Raw genomic sequence first — 17,478 nt, forward strand, 5'->3', positions numbered from 1 at the left:
TCGGGAGAAGTGATAGCGTCTAGCGGTTGTTCCCCGCACCCGGGACACGGCACACAGAACTACATCAAGGCACACCGGAGGACCCATGCTCAAAGGATTCAAGGACTTCATCCTGCGCGGCAACGTGATCGAACTGTCCATCGCAGTCGTTGTCGGCACCGCTTTCACCGCCCTGGTCGGCGCGTTCACCTCGAACATCGTGAACCCGATCATCGCGGCGGCCGGCGGGGTCGATACCAACGGGCTGGGCTTTCCCATCTGGCCGGGAAACGAGAAGACCTTCCTCAACTTCGGCGCGGTCATCACGGCTTTCGTCACGTTCATGATCACGGCCGGGGTCGTCTACTTCATCTTCGTGGCGCCGATGAACCGGATCAACCATCTGGTCAAGAAGCGCCTCGCCACAGCGGAGCCGGAAGATAAGCCGCTCCCGGCGGACACCGCGCTGCTGGCCGAAATCCGTGACCTGCTGGCCCAGCTGGCCGGCGCGGGCACGGGGCGGACGTCCGGCCACCCCCTGACCCGGGACGCAGAACAGGTCCTGGACCGCACCGGCGCACCGACCGGCGGGAGCACCGTCGATCAGACTGTCCAAGCGTCCGGCGGACGCGGCCGCTAGGCGGAGCGGAATCGTCATCGCCCGGCAATAGGCCGGTAACAGCCGCCCGACATCATGGGACCCATGAAGCCCTCAGCCCGCGGCAGGAAACTCGGCGGAACACCGGACCCGGCCCCCTCCGAACTGAGCTGCGAAGTCTGCGGCCAGATGCCCGAACCGACCAAGACCCGGCTGACCCTGGCCAACGTCGCAGTGATGCTGCCGATCGAGCTGGCTGTGCATGCCGCGGTGGTGGGGACGCCCCTGTCCTATGTGGCGAAGGTTCTGGTCCTCACGCTGACTGCCACCGTCCTGGTCATCTGGGTCGCGGAACCGTCCGCGGCGCGGATGCTGCGGCGCTGGCTGCACGCCCCCGCACTGCGGCACCGCCGCCGGCTCGGCGCCGCACCGGCCCTGTGGCGGGCCCGCACGGTGCTGAAGGACCGGCCGGGGGCACTGCAGAAACTCACGCAGTCGCTGGCCAGGCTGGACACCAACATCCTGAGCATCCATGTCCACCCGGTCGACGGCGGCGTGCTGGACGAGTTCGTGCTGTCCGCGCCCGGCGAGCTGGGCGAAGCGGAGCTGCTGAAGGCCCTGCGCGACGGCGGCGGCACCGACCCGCATGTCTGGCCCACGACGGCGCTGGCCATGGCTGACGGGCAGACCGGGGCGCTGAGCCTTGCGGCCAGGATCGCGGCCAACCCGGCGGAACTGCCACTGGCGGTCGCTGAACTCCTGCGCGCACGGATCGAGGCCCGGCCGGACACGGGCACCGCGGCCGCCTCTGCCGGGGCGGGCACGACGCCGGCCCCGGACGGAACCGTGCTGAGGATCCCGACCGCCTGGCACGGTCCGATCACCTTCGTCCGTCCCGGCGAACCCTTCACCCCGGCGGAATCCGCCAGGGCGCACAGGCTGGCCGAGCTCGCCGAGATTCTCGCGCACAGCCCGGCCGCCGGCCGGTGACAGCGAAGACCTGACCTCCAGGCAAGGCTAAGGGGCGGCGGTGGTCATCAGGATCTTCAGGCCGTCGCGTTCAACGGCCACGGCGAGATGCGTCCCGGTGCCGAGGTGGTCACCATCAAGCTGGAACTCCTGCTCGTGCTCCAGGGTGATCTCGGCGGATTTTCCCTGGAAGTATTCCACTGATTCGGTCTCGCGCTTGTTCCGGCCGAAGATCCCGGCAACAACCCCCAGCCAGCCCAGCCGGCCGCGCGGGGCCAGGACCAGCAGGTCCAGGACGCCGTCGTCGACCTTGGCGGCCGGGAAGATCTCAACTCCGCCCATGATCCGGCCGCAGTTGCCGATCATGACGCTGCGGATCCTGCGGCGGACGGGTTCCCCGCCGTCGACGCTGATCTTGGCCTTGACCGGTTTGCCGGGGAGTTTGCGGATGCCCGCCTCCACGTACGCAAGCCAGCCCATGCGGTCCTTGAGCAAATCGACGGTGTCGGCCATGATCGCGGCGTCGTAGCCGAGTCCGGCCATCACCAGGAACACCTGCTCCTCGTCCGAGTGGTTCAGCCGCGCCTTGACGACGTCGATGGCTGTTTCGCTGCCGTTGAGCACGTCGTAACAGGCCGAGACGGGATCGGTGATGACCACACCGAGGTTGCGGGCCAGGAGGTTCCCGGTTCCCAGCGGCACCAGGCCCATCGGTGTTCCGGTGCCGGCGAGGACCTCGGCGACGCAACGCACGGTGCCGTCGCCGCCGGCGGCAATGACGACGTCGACCTTGGCCTCCAGGGCCTGGCGCGCCTGGCCGGTGCCCGGGTCTTCGACCGTTGTTTCGAGCCAGAGCGGCTCGGCCCATCCCTGCGTTTCACACAACCGGAGGATGGCGCCCTGGAGCGACGGGCCAATGGATTTGGCGGGGTTGATGATTACGGCGGCGCGCCTGACCTGGGGGGTGCTGTCAGGCGCTGAACTGTTCTCTGGCATGGCGTCCTTCGGAGGCAAGGGGGAGTGGGGTGTCCCGGATTGAAATCCTAGCGGGATTCCGCGCGTAACTTCGGCAGCCGGGGCGCGAAGCGTGGACGTCCGCGCGCCGGAGTCACTAGACTGGCCATGCTCAAGTACTGGAGCCTGCCGTCCCAAGCCATTTTTGGGCCGGCTGCCTGTCCGGATCAGCCTGACAGGCCGCACTCCAGGGGCGGGAAGCGGGAGTACATGTCCGAAGCACACGAGAACTACTCGGCCGAGGCCGAAGCGTCCAGCACCGATCCCCACGACTGGGGCCGCGCCATGGCGCGGGCGGTCACGCGGCTGGCGGAGCAGATCGCCCCAGCGGACAGCGAGGACATCCACGCCTCCCTTGTGGGCAAGGACCTGCGTCTGTTGATCCGGGACGACGAAGCCGGGGTCACCATCACGGTCTCCACCGCCCCGGCGACGGACCCTTCCAGCTGAGCTGCCCTAACGCCCGGCGGACAGGTCCGCGGAGATGACTTCGGCGGCGGCCACGGTCGCCGCCCGCACCGAGTCCAGGTAGGCCGCCGGGTCGGGCCTGCTCGCGACCGCCTGGGCCTGCAATGACACGTTGATGGCGGCGACGACCTTGGGGCCGTCGTGGACCGGCGCGGCAATCGACATCAGCCCGAGCTCGAGTTCCTGGTTCAGCTGGCACCAGCCCTGCCCCCTCACCGTGGCCAGCTCGGCGAGCAGTCCCTCGCGCGTCCCGATGGCCAGCGGGGTGAGGGGCCGGATGTCAGTGCTGGCCAGGTAGTCCTGCAGCTCGGCGGGCGGCAGGGCGGCCAGCAGCACCCGGCCCATCGAAGTGGCGTACGCCGGAAACCGGGTACCGACGGTGATGCCGACGGTCATGATCCGGCGCGTCGCCACCCGGGCGATGTAGGCGATGTCCGTGCCTTCCAGCACGGCGGCCGACGTCGACTCCCCCAGCCGGATCGAGAGCTCCTCGAGGTGGGGCTGGGCGAGCTGCGGCAGCGACAGCCCGGACAGATAGGCGTAGCCGAGCTGCAGCACCTTGGCGGTCAGCGCGAAGATCTTGCCGTCGGTGCGGACATAGCCCAACTCCACGAGCGTGTACAGGAACCGCCGCGCCGTGGCCCGGGTGAGGTCCGTCCGGGCCGCCACTTCAGTCAGCGTCATCTTCGGATGGTCCGTGTCGAAGGCGCGGATAACCGCCAGGCCGCGCGCCAGCGACTGCACGTACTGGTCACTGGCCACCGGCGCGCCACCGGCCTTGGCGCCCTTTGCTGCGTCAATCATTTCCTTGCCTCTCGGTCCCGCACCACTGTATTCGGTGCGAGCGGATGCTCAGCTTCCGACGCCGGACGCGGCCCGCAGCGGCACCGGCACCATCTCCTGCAGCTCCCCGAGGGTGCAGCCGAAGGTTTCCCGGACCTCGACCCCGTCGGGTCCGGTCAGGAAGACGGCCTTGTCCGTGTACACGCGGGTCACGCAGCCGATCCCGGTGAGCGGGTAGCTGCAGGTCTCGACGAGTTTGGAGATCCCCTCGCGGGTCAGGAGCGTCATCATGACGAAGACATCCTTGGCGCCGGTGGCGAGATCCATGGCCCCGCCGACGGCCGGGATCGCGTCGGGTGCGCCGGTGTGCCAGTTGGCCAGGTCGCCGGTCGCGGAAACCTGGAACGCCCCGAGCACGCAGATGTCCAGGTGCCCGCCGCGCATGATCGCGAAGGAGTCGGCGTGGTGGAAGTAGGAGGCCCCGGGGAGTTCCGTCACCGGGATCTTGCCGGCATTGATGAGGTCGCCGTCGATCTGGTCCCCGGTGGCTTCGGGGCCCATGCCCAACATGCCGTTCTCGGTGTGGAGCGTGATGTTTTGTTCCGGCTCGAGGTAGTTGGAGACCAGGGTGGGCTGGCCGATGCCCAGGTTCACGAAGGAGCCGGGCTTGATGTCCCGGGCCACCAGGCGGGCCAGGTCATCACGACCCAGCGGCTTTTCAGAGGTCTGGATGCCGGCCTGGCGGTTGGACTGGATGCTCATCTCAGGCCACCTTCACAATGCTGTTGACGTAGATTCCGGGGGTCACGATGATCTCCGGGTCCAGGCCGCCCGAAGGGACGATCTCCGTGACCTGGGCCACTGTGTGTTTGGCCGCGGCGGCCATGATCGGGCCGAAGTTACGGGCAGTCTTGCGGTAGACGAGGTTGCCCTTCCCGTCGGCTGTGAACGCCTTGATGAGCGCGACGTCGGCGTGGATGGGGGTCTCGAAGACCTGCCCGCGGCCGTCGAGGATGCGGGTTTCCTTGCCTTCGGCCAGCATGGTGCCGTAGCCGGTGGGGGTGAAGAAGCCGCCGATCCCGGCGCCGGCGGCGCGGATCCGCTCCGCGAGGTTGCCCTGCGGGACGAGTTCGAGTTCGATCTCGCCGGCGCGGAACTTCGCGTCGAAGTGCCAGGAGTCGGACTGCCGCGGGAAGGAGCAGATCATCTTCTTCACCCGGCCTTCCTTGATCAGCAGCGCGAGGCCCTGGTCGCCCTGGCCGGCGTTGTTGTTGACCACGGTGAGGCCGGTGGCCCCGCAGTCCATCAGCGCGTCGATGAGCTCGAACGGCTGGCCGGCGTTGCCGAAGCCGCCGATCATGACGGTGGAGCCGTCCTTGATGCCGGCAACGGCCTCGCCGACGCTGTCTACAAAGTTCAGCATTCGCTTAAGCCTTTCCTGTGTTGGTTCCGGCAACGGTCATGTTTTCGAGGACGACGGCGAGGCCCTGGCCGACGCCGATGCAGATCGCGGCGACGCCCCAGCGTTCACCGGAGACCTGCAGGGAGCGGGCCAGGGTGCCGAGGATGCGGCCGCCGGAGGCGCCGAGGGGGTGGCCCATGGCAATCGCGCCGCCGTGCCGGTTCACAATGGACGGGTCGATGCCCCAGGCGGTGATGCAGGCCAGGGACTGCGCGGCGAAGGCCTCGTTGAGTTCGACGGCGCCGACCTGGTCCCAGCCGATGCCAGCCTTGGCGAGGGCCTTGTTCGCGGCCTCCACGGGGGCGTAGCCGAAGTACTGGGGGTCGGTGGCGTGCGCGCCCCGGCCGGCGATGCGGGCCAGCGGCTCCAGCCCCAGGATCCCGGCCGCATTCTCGGACCCGAGCCAGGCCGCGGATGCGCCGTCGGACAGCGGCGAGGCGTTCCCGGCGGTGACGGTGCCGTCCTCGGTCCGGAACACGGTCTTGAGCCCGGTGAGCTTCTCCGCCGAGGACCCGGGCCGGATGCCCTCGTCCCGGACCAGATCCGTGCCCGGGACCACGGTGACGAGCCTGTCGTAGAACCCCTCGTCCCAGGCCGCGGCGGCGAGGTTGTGGGAGCTGGCGGAGAATTCGTCCTGCGCCTGCCGGGTGATCCCGTACTTCTCCGCCAGCCGTTCGGTGGCCTCGCCCAGGGACACGGTCCAGTCCGGGCGCATGGCCTTATTCACCAGACGCCAGCCCAGCGTGGTGGAGACCAGGGTCATATCCCCCGCCGGGTAGGGCTTCTCGGTTTTGGGCAGCACCCACGGCGCCCGGGACATCGACTCGGCGCCGCCGACCAGCATCAGCTCCGCGTCGCCGGTGTTGATCTGCCGGGACGCGATGATCGCCGCGTCCAGGGACGAACCGCAGAGCCGGTTGACCGTGGTGCCGGGGATCGAGACCGGCAGGCCCGCCAGGAGGGTTCCCATCCGGGCGATGTTGCGGTTTTCCTCGCCCGCGCCGTTGGCGTTGCCGAACACCACCTCGTCGATCCGCTCGACGTCGAGCTTCGGCGCGCGCTTCACGGCCTCACCGATCACATGCGCGGCAAGATCATCCGGACGGACACCGGCGAGACCGCCGCCGAACTTCCCAAACGGGGTCCGCACCGCGTCGTACAGGTAGGCCTGGTTCATGGGGTCTTGTCCATTTCTGCGTTGTCCATGGAGTGGAATACTTGCTGGGCTGTCTTGAAGGCGGTGTTGGCGGAGGGGACCCCGCAGTAGATGGCGGTCTGCAGCAGGATTTCCTTGATCTCGTCCCGGCTCAGGCCGTTGGTGACGGCGGCGCGGAGGTGCATGGCCAGTTCTTCCCAGTGGCCGTGGGCCACCATCGCAGTGATGGTGACCGCGGAGCGCATCTGCCGGGTCAGGCCTGGCCGGGTCCAGATGCCGCCCCAGGCGATCCGCGTGATCATGTCCTGGAAGTCCTCGGTGAAGGAATCCTTGCTGGCGTTGGCCCGGTCCACGTGCGCGGCTCCGAGCACCTCGCGCCGGACGGCCATTCCGCCGTCGTAGATTTCCTGGCTGGTGGCCTCCGGCTGGACGACCCCGTTGCGCGCTGCGCCGCTGACATCCGGGCCGGAGGCCTGGGGGGCGCTGTGCTGGGGGCGGTTTTGCTGGGGGTCGGTCACTTGGCTGCTCCGCTGGATTCGGTCCACGTGATGAGGCTCCGCAGCAGCTCGGCGACGTGGCCGGGCGCCTCAACCGGGGCCAGGTGTGCCACGCCTTCAAGCGTGACGGCGCTGGCGGTGCCGCCGCCGGCCGTGATCCCTTCGGCGATCGCCTCGGCGAAGGACGGCGGGGCGACGCTGTCCTGGGCGCCGGCGACGGCCTGGGTGGGGACGCTGATACTGCCGAGCTCGTCCCCGACGTCGAAGCCGGCGAGGGCCTCGCAGCAGAAGGCGTAGCTGAACCGGTCGGCGTCGCGCAGGCTGTGCAGCAGCCGGCCGCTGAGTTCCGGCTGGCGTTCCATGAAGCCGGGGCCGAACCAGCGCTGCGCCGAGCCCTGGATCATCACGGGCGTTCCCTGGGTGCGGACGGTTTCCGCGCGTTCCAGCCAGCCCTCGGGCGTGCCGAGCTTCGCTCCGGTGCACTGCACGGACAGGCTCTTGAGCCGTTCGCCGTGCTTGATGCCCAGCTGCAGGCCGGTGGCCCCGCCCAGCGACACGCCGGCGTAGTGGAAGTTCGCTCCGGGGGCGATCGAATCCACCAGCTCGACGACGGCGTCTGCCAGTTCGGCGACGGTGAACGTCTCCTTCGCGGCCGGTGAGATGCCGTGGCCCGGCAGATCCCAGGCGACGACGTCGACGTCGTCCCCGAGCAGGGCGCCTGCCTGGGTCCATAGCAGCGTGGACGTGCCCAGCGATGGGCCCACCACCAGGAGGGGCTTCTCGCCCAGCGGGCGCTGGGGCGACAGCAGGACTGCCTTGAGTGTTGGTCTAGCCACGGGAGGCTCCGTTCAGCTCGGGGGTCGGTGGGGCGGTGCGGGAACCGGCACCGGTGTCGGTGACGCTGTACTCCGGATAGGCGGCGAGGATGCGCCGGGAGATTTCGGCGGCCTCGCCGAGGTAGTTGGCCGGGTCGAGCAGCTCCTCCAGCCGGGCGTCGGAGAGCAGGTCCGCCGGGACGGCTGCGCGGAGCAGCCGCCGGTAGGTGGACGGCTGGTCCGCGGCCGGGACCCGGAGGGTCTCGTCCACCGCTGCCTGCAGCCGCTGCTTGCCGTCCGCGCCGTTCTTACCCGCGGCGCCCGCCAGGAGCGGCGCGACGGCGGCCGTGACGGCCTCGCTGAGCAGCAGCGGGCCGGACAGGTCCAGGTTCCGCCGCATGGCCTGGGGGAAGACCTGCAGGCCCCCGGCAAGTTCGCGGAGCTGCACGGCGGCGCCCAGGCCCAGGCGGAGAAGCTGACGGAGCGCCGGCCATTCGCTGTGCCAGGCCCCGTCGGGGCGTTCGTCGTTGAAGTTGGCGGCGGCCAGATGCAGCTGGGCGGCGTGGCCGGGTGCCTGCAGGGCCGCGCTGCGGACCAGCACGGACAGTACCGGGTTCTGCTTTTGCGGCATGGCCGAGGACCCGCCCCTGCCGGCGGCGCGGGGTTCGGCGAGCTCGGCCACCTCCGGGCGGCCGAGGAACAGCACGTCGGCTGCGATCTTGCCCGCGGCGTCGGTCACGGCTGCCAGGGCGTCGCCGAGGGATGTTACGGCCAGCCGGTTCGTGTGCCAGGGCGCCGGCACCGCGGCGAGTCCGAGTTCCGTGGCCAGCCGGTCGGAAAGATCCAGGGGACTGAGGCTTGAGCCCGCCGTCAGCACGGTGGCCGCGGCCAGGGTTCCGGCCGCTCCCCCGGTCTGCACGGGGAATTCGAGGGCCTCCAGGCGGCGGGCGGCCGCGGCGAGTCCGTGGAACCATTGGGCCGCCTTGAGTCCGAAGCTGAACGGCAGGGAGTGCTGGGTGAGGCTGCGCCCCACGCACAGCGTCTCCGCGTGCTGCTCGGCGAGGGCGGCCAGTGCCGCCGTCGTGGCCGTCAGCTCGGTGAGCAGTCCGCGGACCGCATCCCGGGCCAGCAGGATCAAGGCAGAATCGAGCACGTCCTGGCTGGTCAGCGAGGTGTGCACGGCTTTCCCGGCACCGATTCCCGCCGTGTCAAGGGCGTTGACGTGGCCGCGGAGGTCCGCCAGTAGGGGGATCACCGGGTTGGCGCCGCCCTGGGCGCGCGCGGCAAGGTCCGCGACGTCATAGCGGCCCACCTCGGCGGCCTCGGCGACCAACGCGGCGGACCCGGCCGGGGCGAGTGCTGCCTGTTCCAGGACCGCGGCCCAGGCGGCCTCGACCCGGAGCATGGCGGCCAGCACGGCCCGGTCCCCGGTCAGCGCCGCCACAAGGGGCGACGCCGACACGGGACTCAGGAGGCCAAAATCGCCCTGCAGGCCGGCGCCGGCCCCGGTGGCCCCGCTGGTTTCACGAGAAATCACTTCGAGGCGCCCTCGAAGTCGAGGAAGACCGTCTCGCCCGGGCCCTGGAGCCGGATGTCCCAGCTCAGGCCGCCATCGGCATCGCGGCGGGCGATCAGGGTCTTGCGGCGTTCCGGGTCCAGCGAGGACAGCAGCGGATCCGCGGCCAGGGCCTCCCCGTCTTCCGGCAGGTAGATCCGGGTGAAGAGCCGGTTCATGAGGCCGCGGGCGAAGACCGCGACAGCGATGAACGGCGCCGCGCCGTCCCCGGTGGGTCCGGGGTTGACCGTGGTGAACGTGAAGACGCCGGTGTTGCCCACGGCGCTGCGGCCGAAGCCGGTGAAGGTGTAGCCGTCGCGCACGAGCGAACCGGTGTGGTGCGGGACCTTGCCCTCGGCGTCCGCCTGCCAGATTTCCAGGATCGCGTCCGGGATCGGGTGTCCGGCGCCGTCGTAGACGGTGCCCTGGAGCCGGATGGAGCCCGGGGAGCCGGGGGCCAGCAGCTCGCGGTCCTTGGTGTAGGGCAGCGCGTAGCCGTAGAAGGGGCCCACGGTCTGGCCTGGTGTCGGGGTGAGTTTACTCATGCTGGCCCTATTCATTGTCGTCTCCTGCTGCGCCCAATGCCTCGTTCTCTGTCCAGGTCCGCTTCGACCCGGTCAGGACGATGTCCCAGTTGTACGCCAGGGCCCACTCGGGTTTGGTTTGCTCGTGGTCGTAGGTGGCCACAAGCCGGTCCCGGGCGTCCTGGTCGACAATCGACTGGTAGATCGGGTCCAGCGGGAAGAGCTGGTCGCCGGGGAAGTACATCTGGGTGACGATCCGCTGGGTGAACTCCTGCCCGAACAGGGAGAAGTGGATGTGGGCCGGACGCCAGGCGTTGAGGTGGTTCTTCCACGGATAGGCGCCGGGTTTGATCGTGGTGAAGCTGTAGGAGCCGTCGGCGCCCGTGATGCAGCGGCCAACGCCGGTGAAGTTGGGGTCCAGCGGCGCCGGGTGCTGGTCCCGCTTGTGGATGTACCGGCCGGCGGAGTTGGCCTGCCAGATCTCCACCAGCTGGCCGGCGACGGGACGGCCGTCGCCGTCGAGCACGCGGCCGGAGACGATGATGCGTTCGCCCAGCGGTTCTCCGTTGTGCTGGATGGTCAGGTCCGCTTCCAGCGCGTGGACGTCCATGTGCCCGAAGGCCGGGGAGTAGAGCTCGATGGTTTCCGGGTCCGCATGGTGCAGGTCCTTGGTGGGGTGGCGCAGGACGCTGCTGCGGTAGGGTGCGTAGTCCAGCCGCGGCTGGATCTCTGCCGGGGCGCCGTTTTTGAGCGCCTGCGCGTAGGCCGCGCCGATGGCTTTCATCTCGGCGCTGAGGTCCGCCTGCGGCTCTGCGGCAGCATCAAGAGGCGCATACGTCTTCGGTGCGGCCTCCGTGGCTTCGTCGGACACGTCTTCGGTGAACGGGTCCGGGTTGTAGATCTCAAGGTTGAGTTCTTCAGGCACAGCAGCCTCCTTTCGTTGGGTGGTGGTGTTTGGTGGTGCGTGCGACGGTCAGGACGTGGGGTTCAGCTGGTGCAGGTGGTCGTACTGGACGGCGTGCCGCACCGGGGCGTTGGGCGCCCCGTAGCCGTCGTAGGATCCGCGGCGCTCCACCATTTCGAAGAACACGCTGCCGATCGTGGCGGTGTAAAAGTGCAGGAACTCGCCGTCGGCGTCGCGGTCGTAGAGCAGGTTGAGCTCGCGGAGCGTGGCCAGGAAGGACGGGGCCAGGTCGAACCGCGCGTCGAGGTCCTCGTAGTAGTTGTCCGGGATCTGGAGAAAATCAAGGCCCCGGGCCTTCGCGGCGCGGGCCGTCGCCACCAGGTCATCCACCGCGAAGGCGATGTGTTCCTGGTAGGTCCGTCGCTGGCCGGTGCCCGCCGCCTCCGTGCCGGTGCCGGCGACTTCGCGCTGGACCAGCGGGGCCAGGTTCAGCACCAGGCGGACGCCGCGGTCACGGGTGAGCATGACCTGGGACCGGACCAGGCCGGTGGGGCTGGCGACTTCCGCGTAGGGCTGCGGTTCCAGGGCCAGGGCGCTCGTGTAGAAGAGGACGGCTTCGTCGAAGTGCTGCCAGGGCTGCGCCAGGTTGACGTGGTCGATCACGGCGCTCCGCTTCGCGGCCCGGCCGGCGGCGGGGGCTTCCATTCCTTCGCCGAATTCGCGGGTCCACACGGCGGTGCCGTCGGGGCTGCCCTGGCACAGGAAGACCTCGGTGGAATCCGGGGCGGCGAAACCCTGGAAAATTTCCTCGTTGGCCTGGCTCTTGCGCGGCACGGCCGGGGCCTTGAGCTGCTGGGCCCGGGCCGCGGCAATCACGGGGGAATCGACGTCGAAGCCCAGGGCTGAGATGGCGGGCGCGCTGGCGGCCAGGGGGTCGCGGGATTCCTGGGAGGAGTCCTCATTGATGATCACGCGGGCGTGGCCCATGGTCCACAATTGCACATTCTTGGTCCGGTGGCGCCCGTTGAACGCGAATCCCAGCTGGTCCAGCAGGGATTCCAATGCGGCGGTGTCCGCGGCCCTGACCTCGGCGAAGTTGAAGCCGGCCGGTTCGGCTACCTGCGGGAGTGTGGCCAGTTCCATCGGGTAGCGGCGGCCGGGCGCGCGGGTGCCGGTACCGTTTGCGGAAGCCGGGGCCGCGTCCAGCCACTTGGCGCTCTGCTCCTCAAGCCAGATCAGCGACCGCATGGCATCCACGGCGGTGCGTTCGACGTCGGACTGGCGGAAAACATCGTTGAAGACCTCCAGGGACACCGGGCCGGTGTAGCCGGCCCGGACCACGTGGCCGAGGAACTTGGCGAGTTCGAACTGCCCTTCGCCCGGGAACACCCGGTAGTGCCGGCTCCAGGACAGCACGTCCATGGACAGTTTGGGCGCGTCGGCCACCTGGACGAAGAAGATCTTCTCCGGCCTGAAGGATTCGATTCTTGCGGTGTCCCAGTCGCGGGAGAGGATGTGGAACGAGTCCAGGCAGGTGCCCAGGTTGGGGTGGTCCACCGCTTCCACGAGCCGGTGGGCGTGCTCGTAGTCGTTAACATACCTGCCCCAGGCCAGGGCCTCGTAGGCCAGCCTGACGCCGTGGTCCTGGGCGAGGGCGGCCAGGGACGCGAGCTGTTCGGCCCTCAGACCGTCGTCATCGATGCTGGCGGTGGCCACGTTGGAGCAGACCAGGATGGTGTCCATGCCGAGCCGGGACATCAGCCGGAACTTCGCTTCCGCCCGGCGCAGATTGGCGGCGAGCAGATCCTCCGGCACGCTGTCGAAGTCGCGGAACGGCTGGTAGAGGTCCAGGCTCAGGCCGAGGTCGGCGGCCATCTTCCGGACCTCCTCCGGGCTCAGCGGGGAGGTGACGAGGTCCTGTTCGAAGATTTCGATCCCGTCAAAGCCCGCAGTGGAGCAGGCCTGCATTTTTTCCCGCAGGGTGCCCGAGAGGCAGACGGTGGCGATTCCGGTGCGCATCAGGCGGCCACCCCTTCTTCAGCGGCGACGAGTTCCAGGAAGTGGGCGCGCATACGGTCCGCGTCCGCTTCGAGGCCGGTGAAGATCCGGAATGCGTCGGCGGCCTGTCCCACGGCCATCCGGCCGCCGTCGAGCACGTCGCAGCCCTTGGCCCGGGCCTCGCGGACAAGTTCGGTCTCGATCGGCCGGTAGACAATATCCGCGACCCAGTGCCGGGCCGTCACGAGGGACATGTCCAGCGGGACGCCGGGGTGGGCGTCCATGCCCACCGGGGTGCAATGCACCAGGCCGTCTGCGAGCGGCATCAGTTGCGGCAGCTCCGCCGTCGTCCGTGCGGTGACCAGCTGGTCCGGGAAGAAGCCGGCGAGTTCGGCGGCGCGTGCCGCGCAGCGGTCCGGATCGGTGTCCACCAGGTCCAGTTCGCGGACCCCGGCGGTGAGCAGGGCGTAGGCGACGGCGGAGCCGGCTCCCCCCGCGCCCAGCTGCACCACGCGGTTCAGCCTGGCTCCCGGCAGGCCCATGGCGAGCGCGGCGGCGAACCCGGAGAAGTCGGTGTTGTGGCCGGTGAAGCGGCCGTCCCGGATGGTCACCGTATTGACAGCACCCAGCCGCCGGGCGTCCGGAGTGACCTCATCCAGATGTTCCAGCACCAGCTGCTTGCAGGGGTGGGTGATGTTCAGTCCGTTGAAGCCCAGACGGTAGGCGCCGGTGAGGAGCTCCCCGACACTCTGGCCGGGAAGTCCCAGCTCGGTCAGGTCGATGGGGCGGTAGAGGTACCGGAGGCCCTGCACGTCGCCTTCGCGTTCGTGCATGGGGGGCGTGAGGGACGGCGTCACGCCATCACCTATCAGGCCCACAAGAAAGGACTCTGCTCGATTGCTCATCCGGATAGCTCCTTTGACAACGGCACTCGGCGGGCGGGGACGCACGGGGCGCCGGCCGCGGGCCGGGTGTTGGGGTTTACAGTACCGCAAAAGTTCACATATTGCACTGTTGTTCTACTAGCGAACTTTGCTGGGCGGCTCGGGGCCGGGCGGGCCGCGGTACTCATTGCTGGGGCAGGCGCGCGGACAGCTCCGACGCCGCCGCCTGGAGCAGCGGAACCAGGGCGACCAGCGCCTCCACGCCCATCCGGAACACCGGGACCGCCGTGGCCAGTGCGGCGAAGGCGTGGCCCTGGGAATTGAAGACCGGGACGGCGACGGCGCGCATGCCCAGTTCATTTTCCTCGTCCATCAGGGCGTAGCCGCGCGTGCGGACCAGCTCGATCTCGGCCCGGAAGGCCTCCCGGCCGGTGATGGAAAACTCGGTCAGCGGCTCCAGCGCGAGGCCTTCGACGAGCTGGCCGCGGGTGGCATCGTCGGCGAAGGCCACTAGCGCCTTGCCCACCGAGGTGGTGTGCAGGGCACCCAGGTGTCCCGGATCGCTCGTGACGCGGAACGTCTGCGGGCCGTCCACCTTGTTGACGGTGAGATGGTGGTTTCCGTCCCGCACCGAGAGAATGGTGGCCTCGCCCGTCTCCTCCGTGACGCGCCGCAGGATGGGCAGGGCCGTACCGGCGAATCCGTGGTGGTTGGACACCCGCTGGCCGAGCTGGAAGATGCGCAGTCCCAGGTGGTACCGGCGGCCGTCCGGCTCGTAGTCCACGAAGCCGTCGCGGGTCAGGGAACCCAGCAGGCGATAGGTGGTACTGAAGGGAAGTTCCGCCCGGCGGGACAGCTCGGCGGCACTTGCACCCCGCGGCTCGTCCCCGAGCAGGACCAGCAGCCCCAGGGCCTTGCCGACCATGTCCGTCCGGACCTCCTCCTTGCCCACCTTGGCGCTTGCCTTTCCGCCGGCTGCTGTGCCGTCGCCTGCGGGGGCTGAAAGGGTGGCGGCAGCCGCGGCCGCTTCTGTGTCTTGATTCACACTCATGAATCAATGTTCTCACATGGTGAGAGCTATTTCTAGATAGTGATTATTTTTGTTGACAGGTGACCACCCTCACAGTCATGATTGCTACATCGCACAAGTAGCTCCCACAATGTGGCTACTCGTCCGGGTCTTTCCACGAACCTCCGGCTGCCGCACTCTTAAAGCCAGCGGCGGCCGAGACCTTCCTGATCCATCCGCGACACTGTCGTCACACAAAGGAACACCATGAGCCAGACACTCCCGTCTACGACGCCGGGCACTGACGCACCGGCCGGGACACCGAAGAAGGCCGCCCTCGCCAGCTTCCTGGGCAGCGCCGTCGAGTACTACGACTTCTTTATCTTCGGATCCGCTGCCGCCCTGATCTTCCCCACGGTCTTCTTCCCCGACGCCGGCGCCAACGCGGCGATCATGTCCTTCGCGACATTCGGCTTCGCCTACATCGCCCGCCCGGTCGGCGCCGTCATCCTGGGCCACTTCGGTGACCGGGTGGGGCGCCGCAAGGTCCTAATGTTCACGCTCCTGCTGATGGGCGCCTCCACCTTCATGATCGGCTGCCTGCCGGACTTCAACACCATCGGCTGGTGGGCCCCGGCCCTGCTGGTGCTGGCGCGCCTCTGCCAGGGCCTCTCCGCTGCCGGCGAGCAGGCCGGCGCCTCCTCGATGACGCTGGAGCACGCCCCGGACAACCGCCGTGCCTTCTTCACCTCCTGGACGCTCACCGGCACCCAGGGCGGCCAGATCCTCGCCGCCCTCGTCTTCATCCCCGTCCTGGCGCTGCCGGATGAGATCAAATACGGCATCGGCTGGCGTATCCCGTTCTGGCTCAGCGCCGTCGTGGTGCTTGTTGCGTTCTTCATCCGCCGCACCCTGCACGAACCCCCGGCCTTCGCGGAAGCCCAGAAGACCGCCCAGATCTCCAAGCTCCCCGTCGCAGACCTGCTCAAGCACCACTGGCGCGATGTCCTCCGCGTCGTTGCCTGCGCGTTCATCGCCGCCGTCTCCACCGTGTTCGGCACGCTGGCCATCGCCTACGCCAAGAATGTCGCCGGAGTGGACGGAACCACGACACTCTGGCTCGTCGTGGGAGCCAACGTCGTCGCCCTCGGCACCCAGCCGCTCTTCGGCAAGCTCGCGGACCGGATCGGCCGCAAGCCGGTCTTCATCTACGGCGCGCTGGCCAGTGCGGTCCTGACACCTGTGTTCCTGCTCAGCCTCGAGTCCGGCAACGTCCCGCTGATGTTCCTGGCCGCGATCTGCTTCTTCTCCTTCGGCTACGCAGCCTCCAACGCTGTCTGGCCCGCCTTCTACGCAGAAATGTTCAGCACCAAGGTCCGCTTCTCCGGCCTGGCCATCGGCACCCAGCTCGGCTTCCTGATGGCAGGCTTCGCCCCGGCGATCGTCGCCGCCGTAGGCGGCACCAAGCCCGGCGGCTGGGTCCAGATCAGCATCTTCACCGCGGTCATCTGCCTCATCTCGGCCGTCTCGGCCCTGACCGCCAAGGAATCCTTCAAGATTCCCACCAAGGAGCTCGGCCTGAAGTAACCCGGCCGCAGCGTTCCTGCCCGGTTACTTCGGGCCGCAGCACCGGAAGCCCGGCGTGTTTACAGGACACGCCGGGCTTTTCCGTTTCGCGGGCGGGCCGCGTCACAGCAACCGGGCAGGAACGTCTAAGCCGGCCGGGCGGGGCCGGACGGAATGCCGGGGTCAGGCCGTGCCCGTCCCCAGCACCGCGGCCAGATCGTATCTGACCGGCTCCTCGAGCTGTTCGTAAGTGCAGGAACGCGGAGCCCGGTCCGGGCGCCAGCGGACAAACTGCGCCGTGTGGCGGAACCGTTCGCCCTCCATGTGGTCGTATTTCACCTCGACCACACGGTCCGGCCGGAGCGGGGTGAAGGAAAGGTCCTTGCCTCCGCTCCACCGGCTGCCCTCGGCATTGCGCGGGGTCCGGCTCCCTTCCTCCTGCCGGGCCCAGTCCCAGGGGTGTTCCTCAAAGCTGGTCACGAGCGGCTGGAGCTCCTCGAAGAGCTCCTTGCGGCGCTGCAGCGGGAAGGCCCCCACCACGCCCACGCTCGCGAGTCCGCCGGCGTCGTCATAGAGGCCCAGCAGCAGCGAGCCGATCCGGTCCGGCCCGGAGGTGTGTACCCGGTACCCGGCGACCACACAGTCGGCGGTGCGGACGTGCTTGACCTTGAACATGGAACGCTTGTCCGGCAGGTAGCGCCCGTCCAGCGGCTTGGCCACGATCCCGTCGAGCCCGGCGCCCTCGAACCGGTGGAACCACTCCTGGGCGGTTTCCCTGTCCCGCGTCGCGGCGGTGAGATGGATCGGGGCTGCGCTTCCGGCGAGCATGCGCTCCAACGCCGCGCGCCGCTCGGCGAAGGGACGCGCGGTGAGGTCCTCGTCGTCGAGCGCCAGCAGATCGAACGCGACGAAACTCGCCGGCGTCTGGTCGGCCAGCAGCCGGACCCGGCTCGCGGCGGGGTGGATCCGCTGCTGCAGGGTCTCGAAGTCGAGCCGGTCGCCGGAGGCGCCGACCATGATGATCTCGCCGTCGAGCACGCAGCGCGGCGGGAGGTTGGCCTTCAGCGCCTCCACCAGTTCGGGGAAATAGCGGGTCAGGGGCTTGGCGTTGCGGCTGCCGATCTCCACCTCCCCGCCGTCGCGGAAGATGATGGACCGGAACCCGTCCCACTTCGGCTCGAACATCAGCGCGCCGTCGGGCAGGGACGGCACGGCCTTCGCCAGCATGGGCGCGATCGGGGGCATCAGCGGCAGTCGCATAGGCCTATTGTGGCCGGGCACCGCGCTGCCCGCCAGA

The 17,478-nt window shown here is 69.0% G+C and carries 18 protein-coding genes; 4 read left to right on the forward strand and 14 right to left on the reverse strand.

Annotated features, from left to right (window positions below; translation table 11 throughout):
- Positions 1–85: 85 nt before the first annotated feature.
- The gene (gene mscL, locus ACZYZ3_RS04285; protein ID WP_463962601.1) at positions 86–619 is read left to right on the forward strand and encodes a large conductance mechanosensitive channel protein MscL; all 534 of its coding nucleotides are present in this window, start codon (positions 86–88) and stop codon (positions 617–619) included.
- 63 nt (positions 620–682) lie between these two features.
- Complete coding sequence (locus ACZYZ3_RS04290; RefSeq protein WP_463962602.1) at positions 683–1,567, forward strand: ACT domain-containing protein; 885 nt, start codon at positions 683–685, stop codon at positions 1,565–1,567.
- A gap of 27 nt (positions 1,568–1,594) precedes the next feature.
- Here ACZYZ3_RS04290 and ACZYZ3_RS04295 read toward each other — a convergent pair whose 3' ends face one another.
- Positions 1,595–2,542 carry a diacylglycerol/lipid kinase family protein gene (locus ACZYZ3_RS04295; protein WP_463962603.1) on the reverse strand — a complete coding sequence of 316 codons (948 nt, stop codon included), beginning with the start codon at positions 2,540–2,542 and terminating at the stop codon, positions 1,595–1,597.
- Between the two features lie 228 nt (positions 2,543–2,770).
- On the opposite strand from ACZYZ3_RS04295, the gene ACZYZ3_RS04300 reads away from it, so the two are divergent.
- The gene (locus ACZYZ3_RS04300) at positions 2,771–3,010 is read left to right on the forward strand and encodes a hypothetical protein (RefSeq protein WP_463962604.1); all 240 of its coding nucleotides are present in this window, start codon (positions 2,771–2,773) and stop codon (positions 3,008–3,010) included.
- Between the two features lie 6 nt (positions 3,011–3,016).
- Here ACZYZ3_RS04300 and ACZYZ3_RS04305 read toward each other — a convergent pair whose 3' ends face one another.
- From ACZYZ3_RS04305 to ACZYZ3_RS04360, 12 genes are all read right to left on the reverse strand, one after another.
- Complete coding sequence (locus ACZYZ3_RS04305; RefSeq protein ID WP_463962605.1) at positions 3,017–3,832, reverse strand: IclR family transcriptional regulator domain-containing protein; 816 nt, start codon at positions 3,830–3,832, stop codon at positions 3,017–3,019.
- Positions 3,833–3,880: 48 nt separating this feature from the next.
- A complete protein-coding gene (locus tag ACZYZ3_RS04310) occupies positions 3,881–4,573 on the reverse strand; it encodes a 3-oxoacid CoA-transferase subunit B (RefSeq protein ID WP_463962606.1) in 693 nt (230 codons plus the stop codon).
- 1 nt (position 4,574) lies between these two features.
- Positions 4,575–5,234, reverse strand: a complete 660-nt coding sequence (locus ACZYZ3_RS04315) for a 3-oxoacid CoA-transferase subunit A (protein ID WP_463962607.1) — start codon at positions 5,232–5,234, stop codon at positions 4,575–4,577.
- A 4-nt stretch (positions 5,235–5,238) separates the two neighbouring features.
- Positions 5,239–6,450: a thiolase family protein gene (locus ACZYZ3_RS04320; protein WP_463962608.1), complete on the reverse strand. Its 1,212-nt coding sequence runs from the start codon at positions 6,448–6,450 to the stop codon at positions 5,239–5,241.
- The gene (gene pcaC, locus ACZYZ3_RS04325) at positions 6,447–6,833 is read right to left on the reverse strand and encodes a 4-carboxymuconolactone decarboxylase (RefSeq protein ID WP_463962765.1); all 387 of its coding nucleotides are present in this window, start codon (positions 6,831–6,833) and stop codon (positions 6,447–6,449) included. Before pcaC ends, ACZYZ3_RS04320 begins: the two co-directional genes overlap by 4 nt.
- Before the next feature lie 110 nt (positions 6,834–6,943).
- Entirely contained in the window at positions 6,944–7,762 is an 819-nt protein-coding gene (locus ACZYZ3_RS04330) for an alpha/beta fold hydrolase (protein ID WP_463962609.1), read from the reverse strand.
- Positions 7,755–9,278, reverse strand: coding sequence for a lyase family protein (locus ACZYZ3_RS04335; protein ID WP_463962610.1), 1,524 nt, complete (start codon positions 9,276–9,278; stop codon positions 7,755–7,757). The genes ACZYZ3_RS04330 and ACZYZ3_RS04335 overlap by 8 nt, the downstream gene beginning before the upstream one ends.
- Positions 9,275–9,841 carry a protocatechuate 3,4-dioxygenase subunit alpha gene (pcaG, locus tag ACZYZ3_RS04340; RefSeq protein WP_463962611.1) on the reverse strand — a complete coding sequence of 189 codons (567 nt, stop codon included), beginning with the start codon at positions 9,839–9,841 and terminating at the stop codon, positions 9,275–9,277. Before pcaG ends, ACZYZ3_RS04335 begins: the two co-directional genes overlap by 4 nt.
- Positions 9,842–9,848: 7 nt before the next feature.
- The gene (gene pcaH, locus ACZYZ3_RS04345) at positions 9,849–10,745 is read right to left on the reverse strand and encodes a protocatechuate 3,4-dioxygenase subunit beta (protein WP_463962612.1); all 897 of its coding nucleotides are present in this window, start codon (positions 10,743–10,745) and stop codon (positions 9,849–9,851) included.
- A 48-nt stretch (positions 10,746–10,793) separates the two neighbouring features.
- Entirely contained in the window at positions 10,794–12,743 is a 1,950-nt protein-coding gene (locus ACZYZ3_RS04350) for a bifunctional sugar phosphate isomerase/epimerase/4-hydroxyphenylpyruvate dioxygenase family protein (RefSeq protein ID WP_463962613.1), read from the reverse strand.
- Entirely contained in the window at positions 12,743–13,627 is an 885-nt protein-coding gene (locus ACZYZ3_RS04355) for a shikimate dehydrogenase (RefSeq protein ID WP_463962614.1), read from the reverse strand. Before ACZYZ3_RS04355 ends, ACZYZ3_RS04350 begins: the two co-directional genes overlap by 1 nt.
- 163 nt (positions 13,628–13,790) lie before the next feature.
- Entirely contained in the window at positions 13,791–14,657 is an 867-nt protein-coding gene (locus tag ACZYZ3_RS04360) for an IclR family transcriptional regulator (protein ID WP_463962615.1), read from the reverse strand.
- A gap of 225 nt (positions 14,658–14,882) precedes the next feature.
- On the opposite strand from ACZYZ3_RS04360, the gene ACZYZ3_RS04365 reads away from it, so the two are divergent.
- Positions 14,883–16,202, forward strand: coding sequence for an MFS transporter (locus tag ACZYZ3_RS04365; protein WP_463962616.1), 1,320 nt, complete (start codon positions 14,883–14,885; stop codon positions 16,200–16,202).
- A 162-nt stretch (positions 16,203–16,364) separates the two neighbouring features.
- Here ACZYZ3_RS04365 and ACZYZ3_RS04370 read toward each other — a convergent pair whose 3' ends face one another.
- The gene (locus tag ACZYZ3_RS04370; RefSeq protein WP_463962617.1) at positions 16,365–17,441 is read right to left on the reverse strand and encodes an ATP-dependent DNA ligase; all 1,077 of its coding nucleotides are present in this window, start codon (positions 17,439–17,441) and stop codon (positions 16,365–16,367) included.
- Positions 17,442–17,478 lie beyond the last annotated feature (37 nt).

Source organism: Pseudarthrobacter linnaei (genome assembly GCF_055412825.1).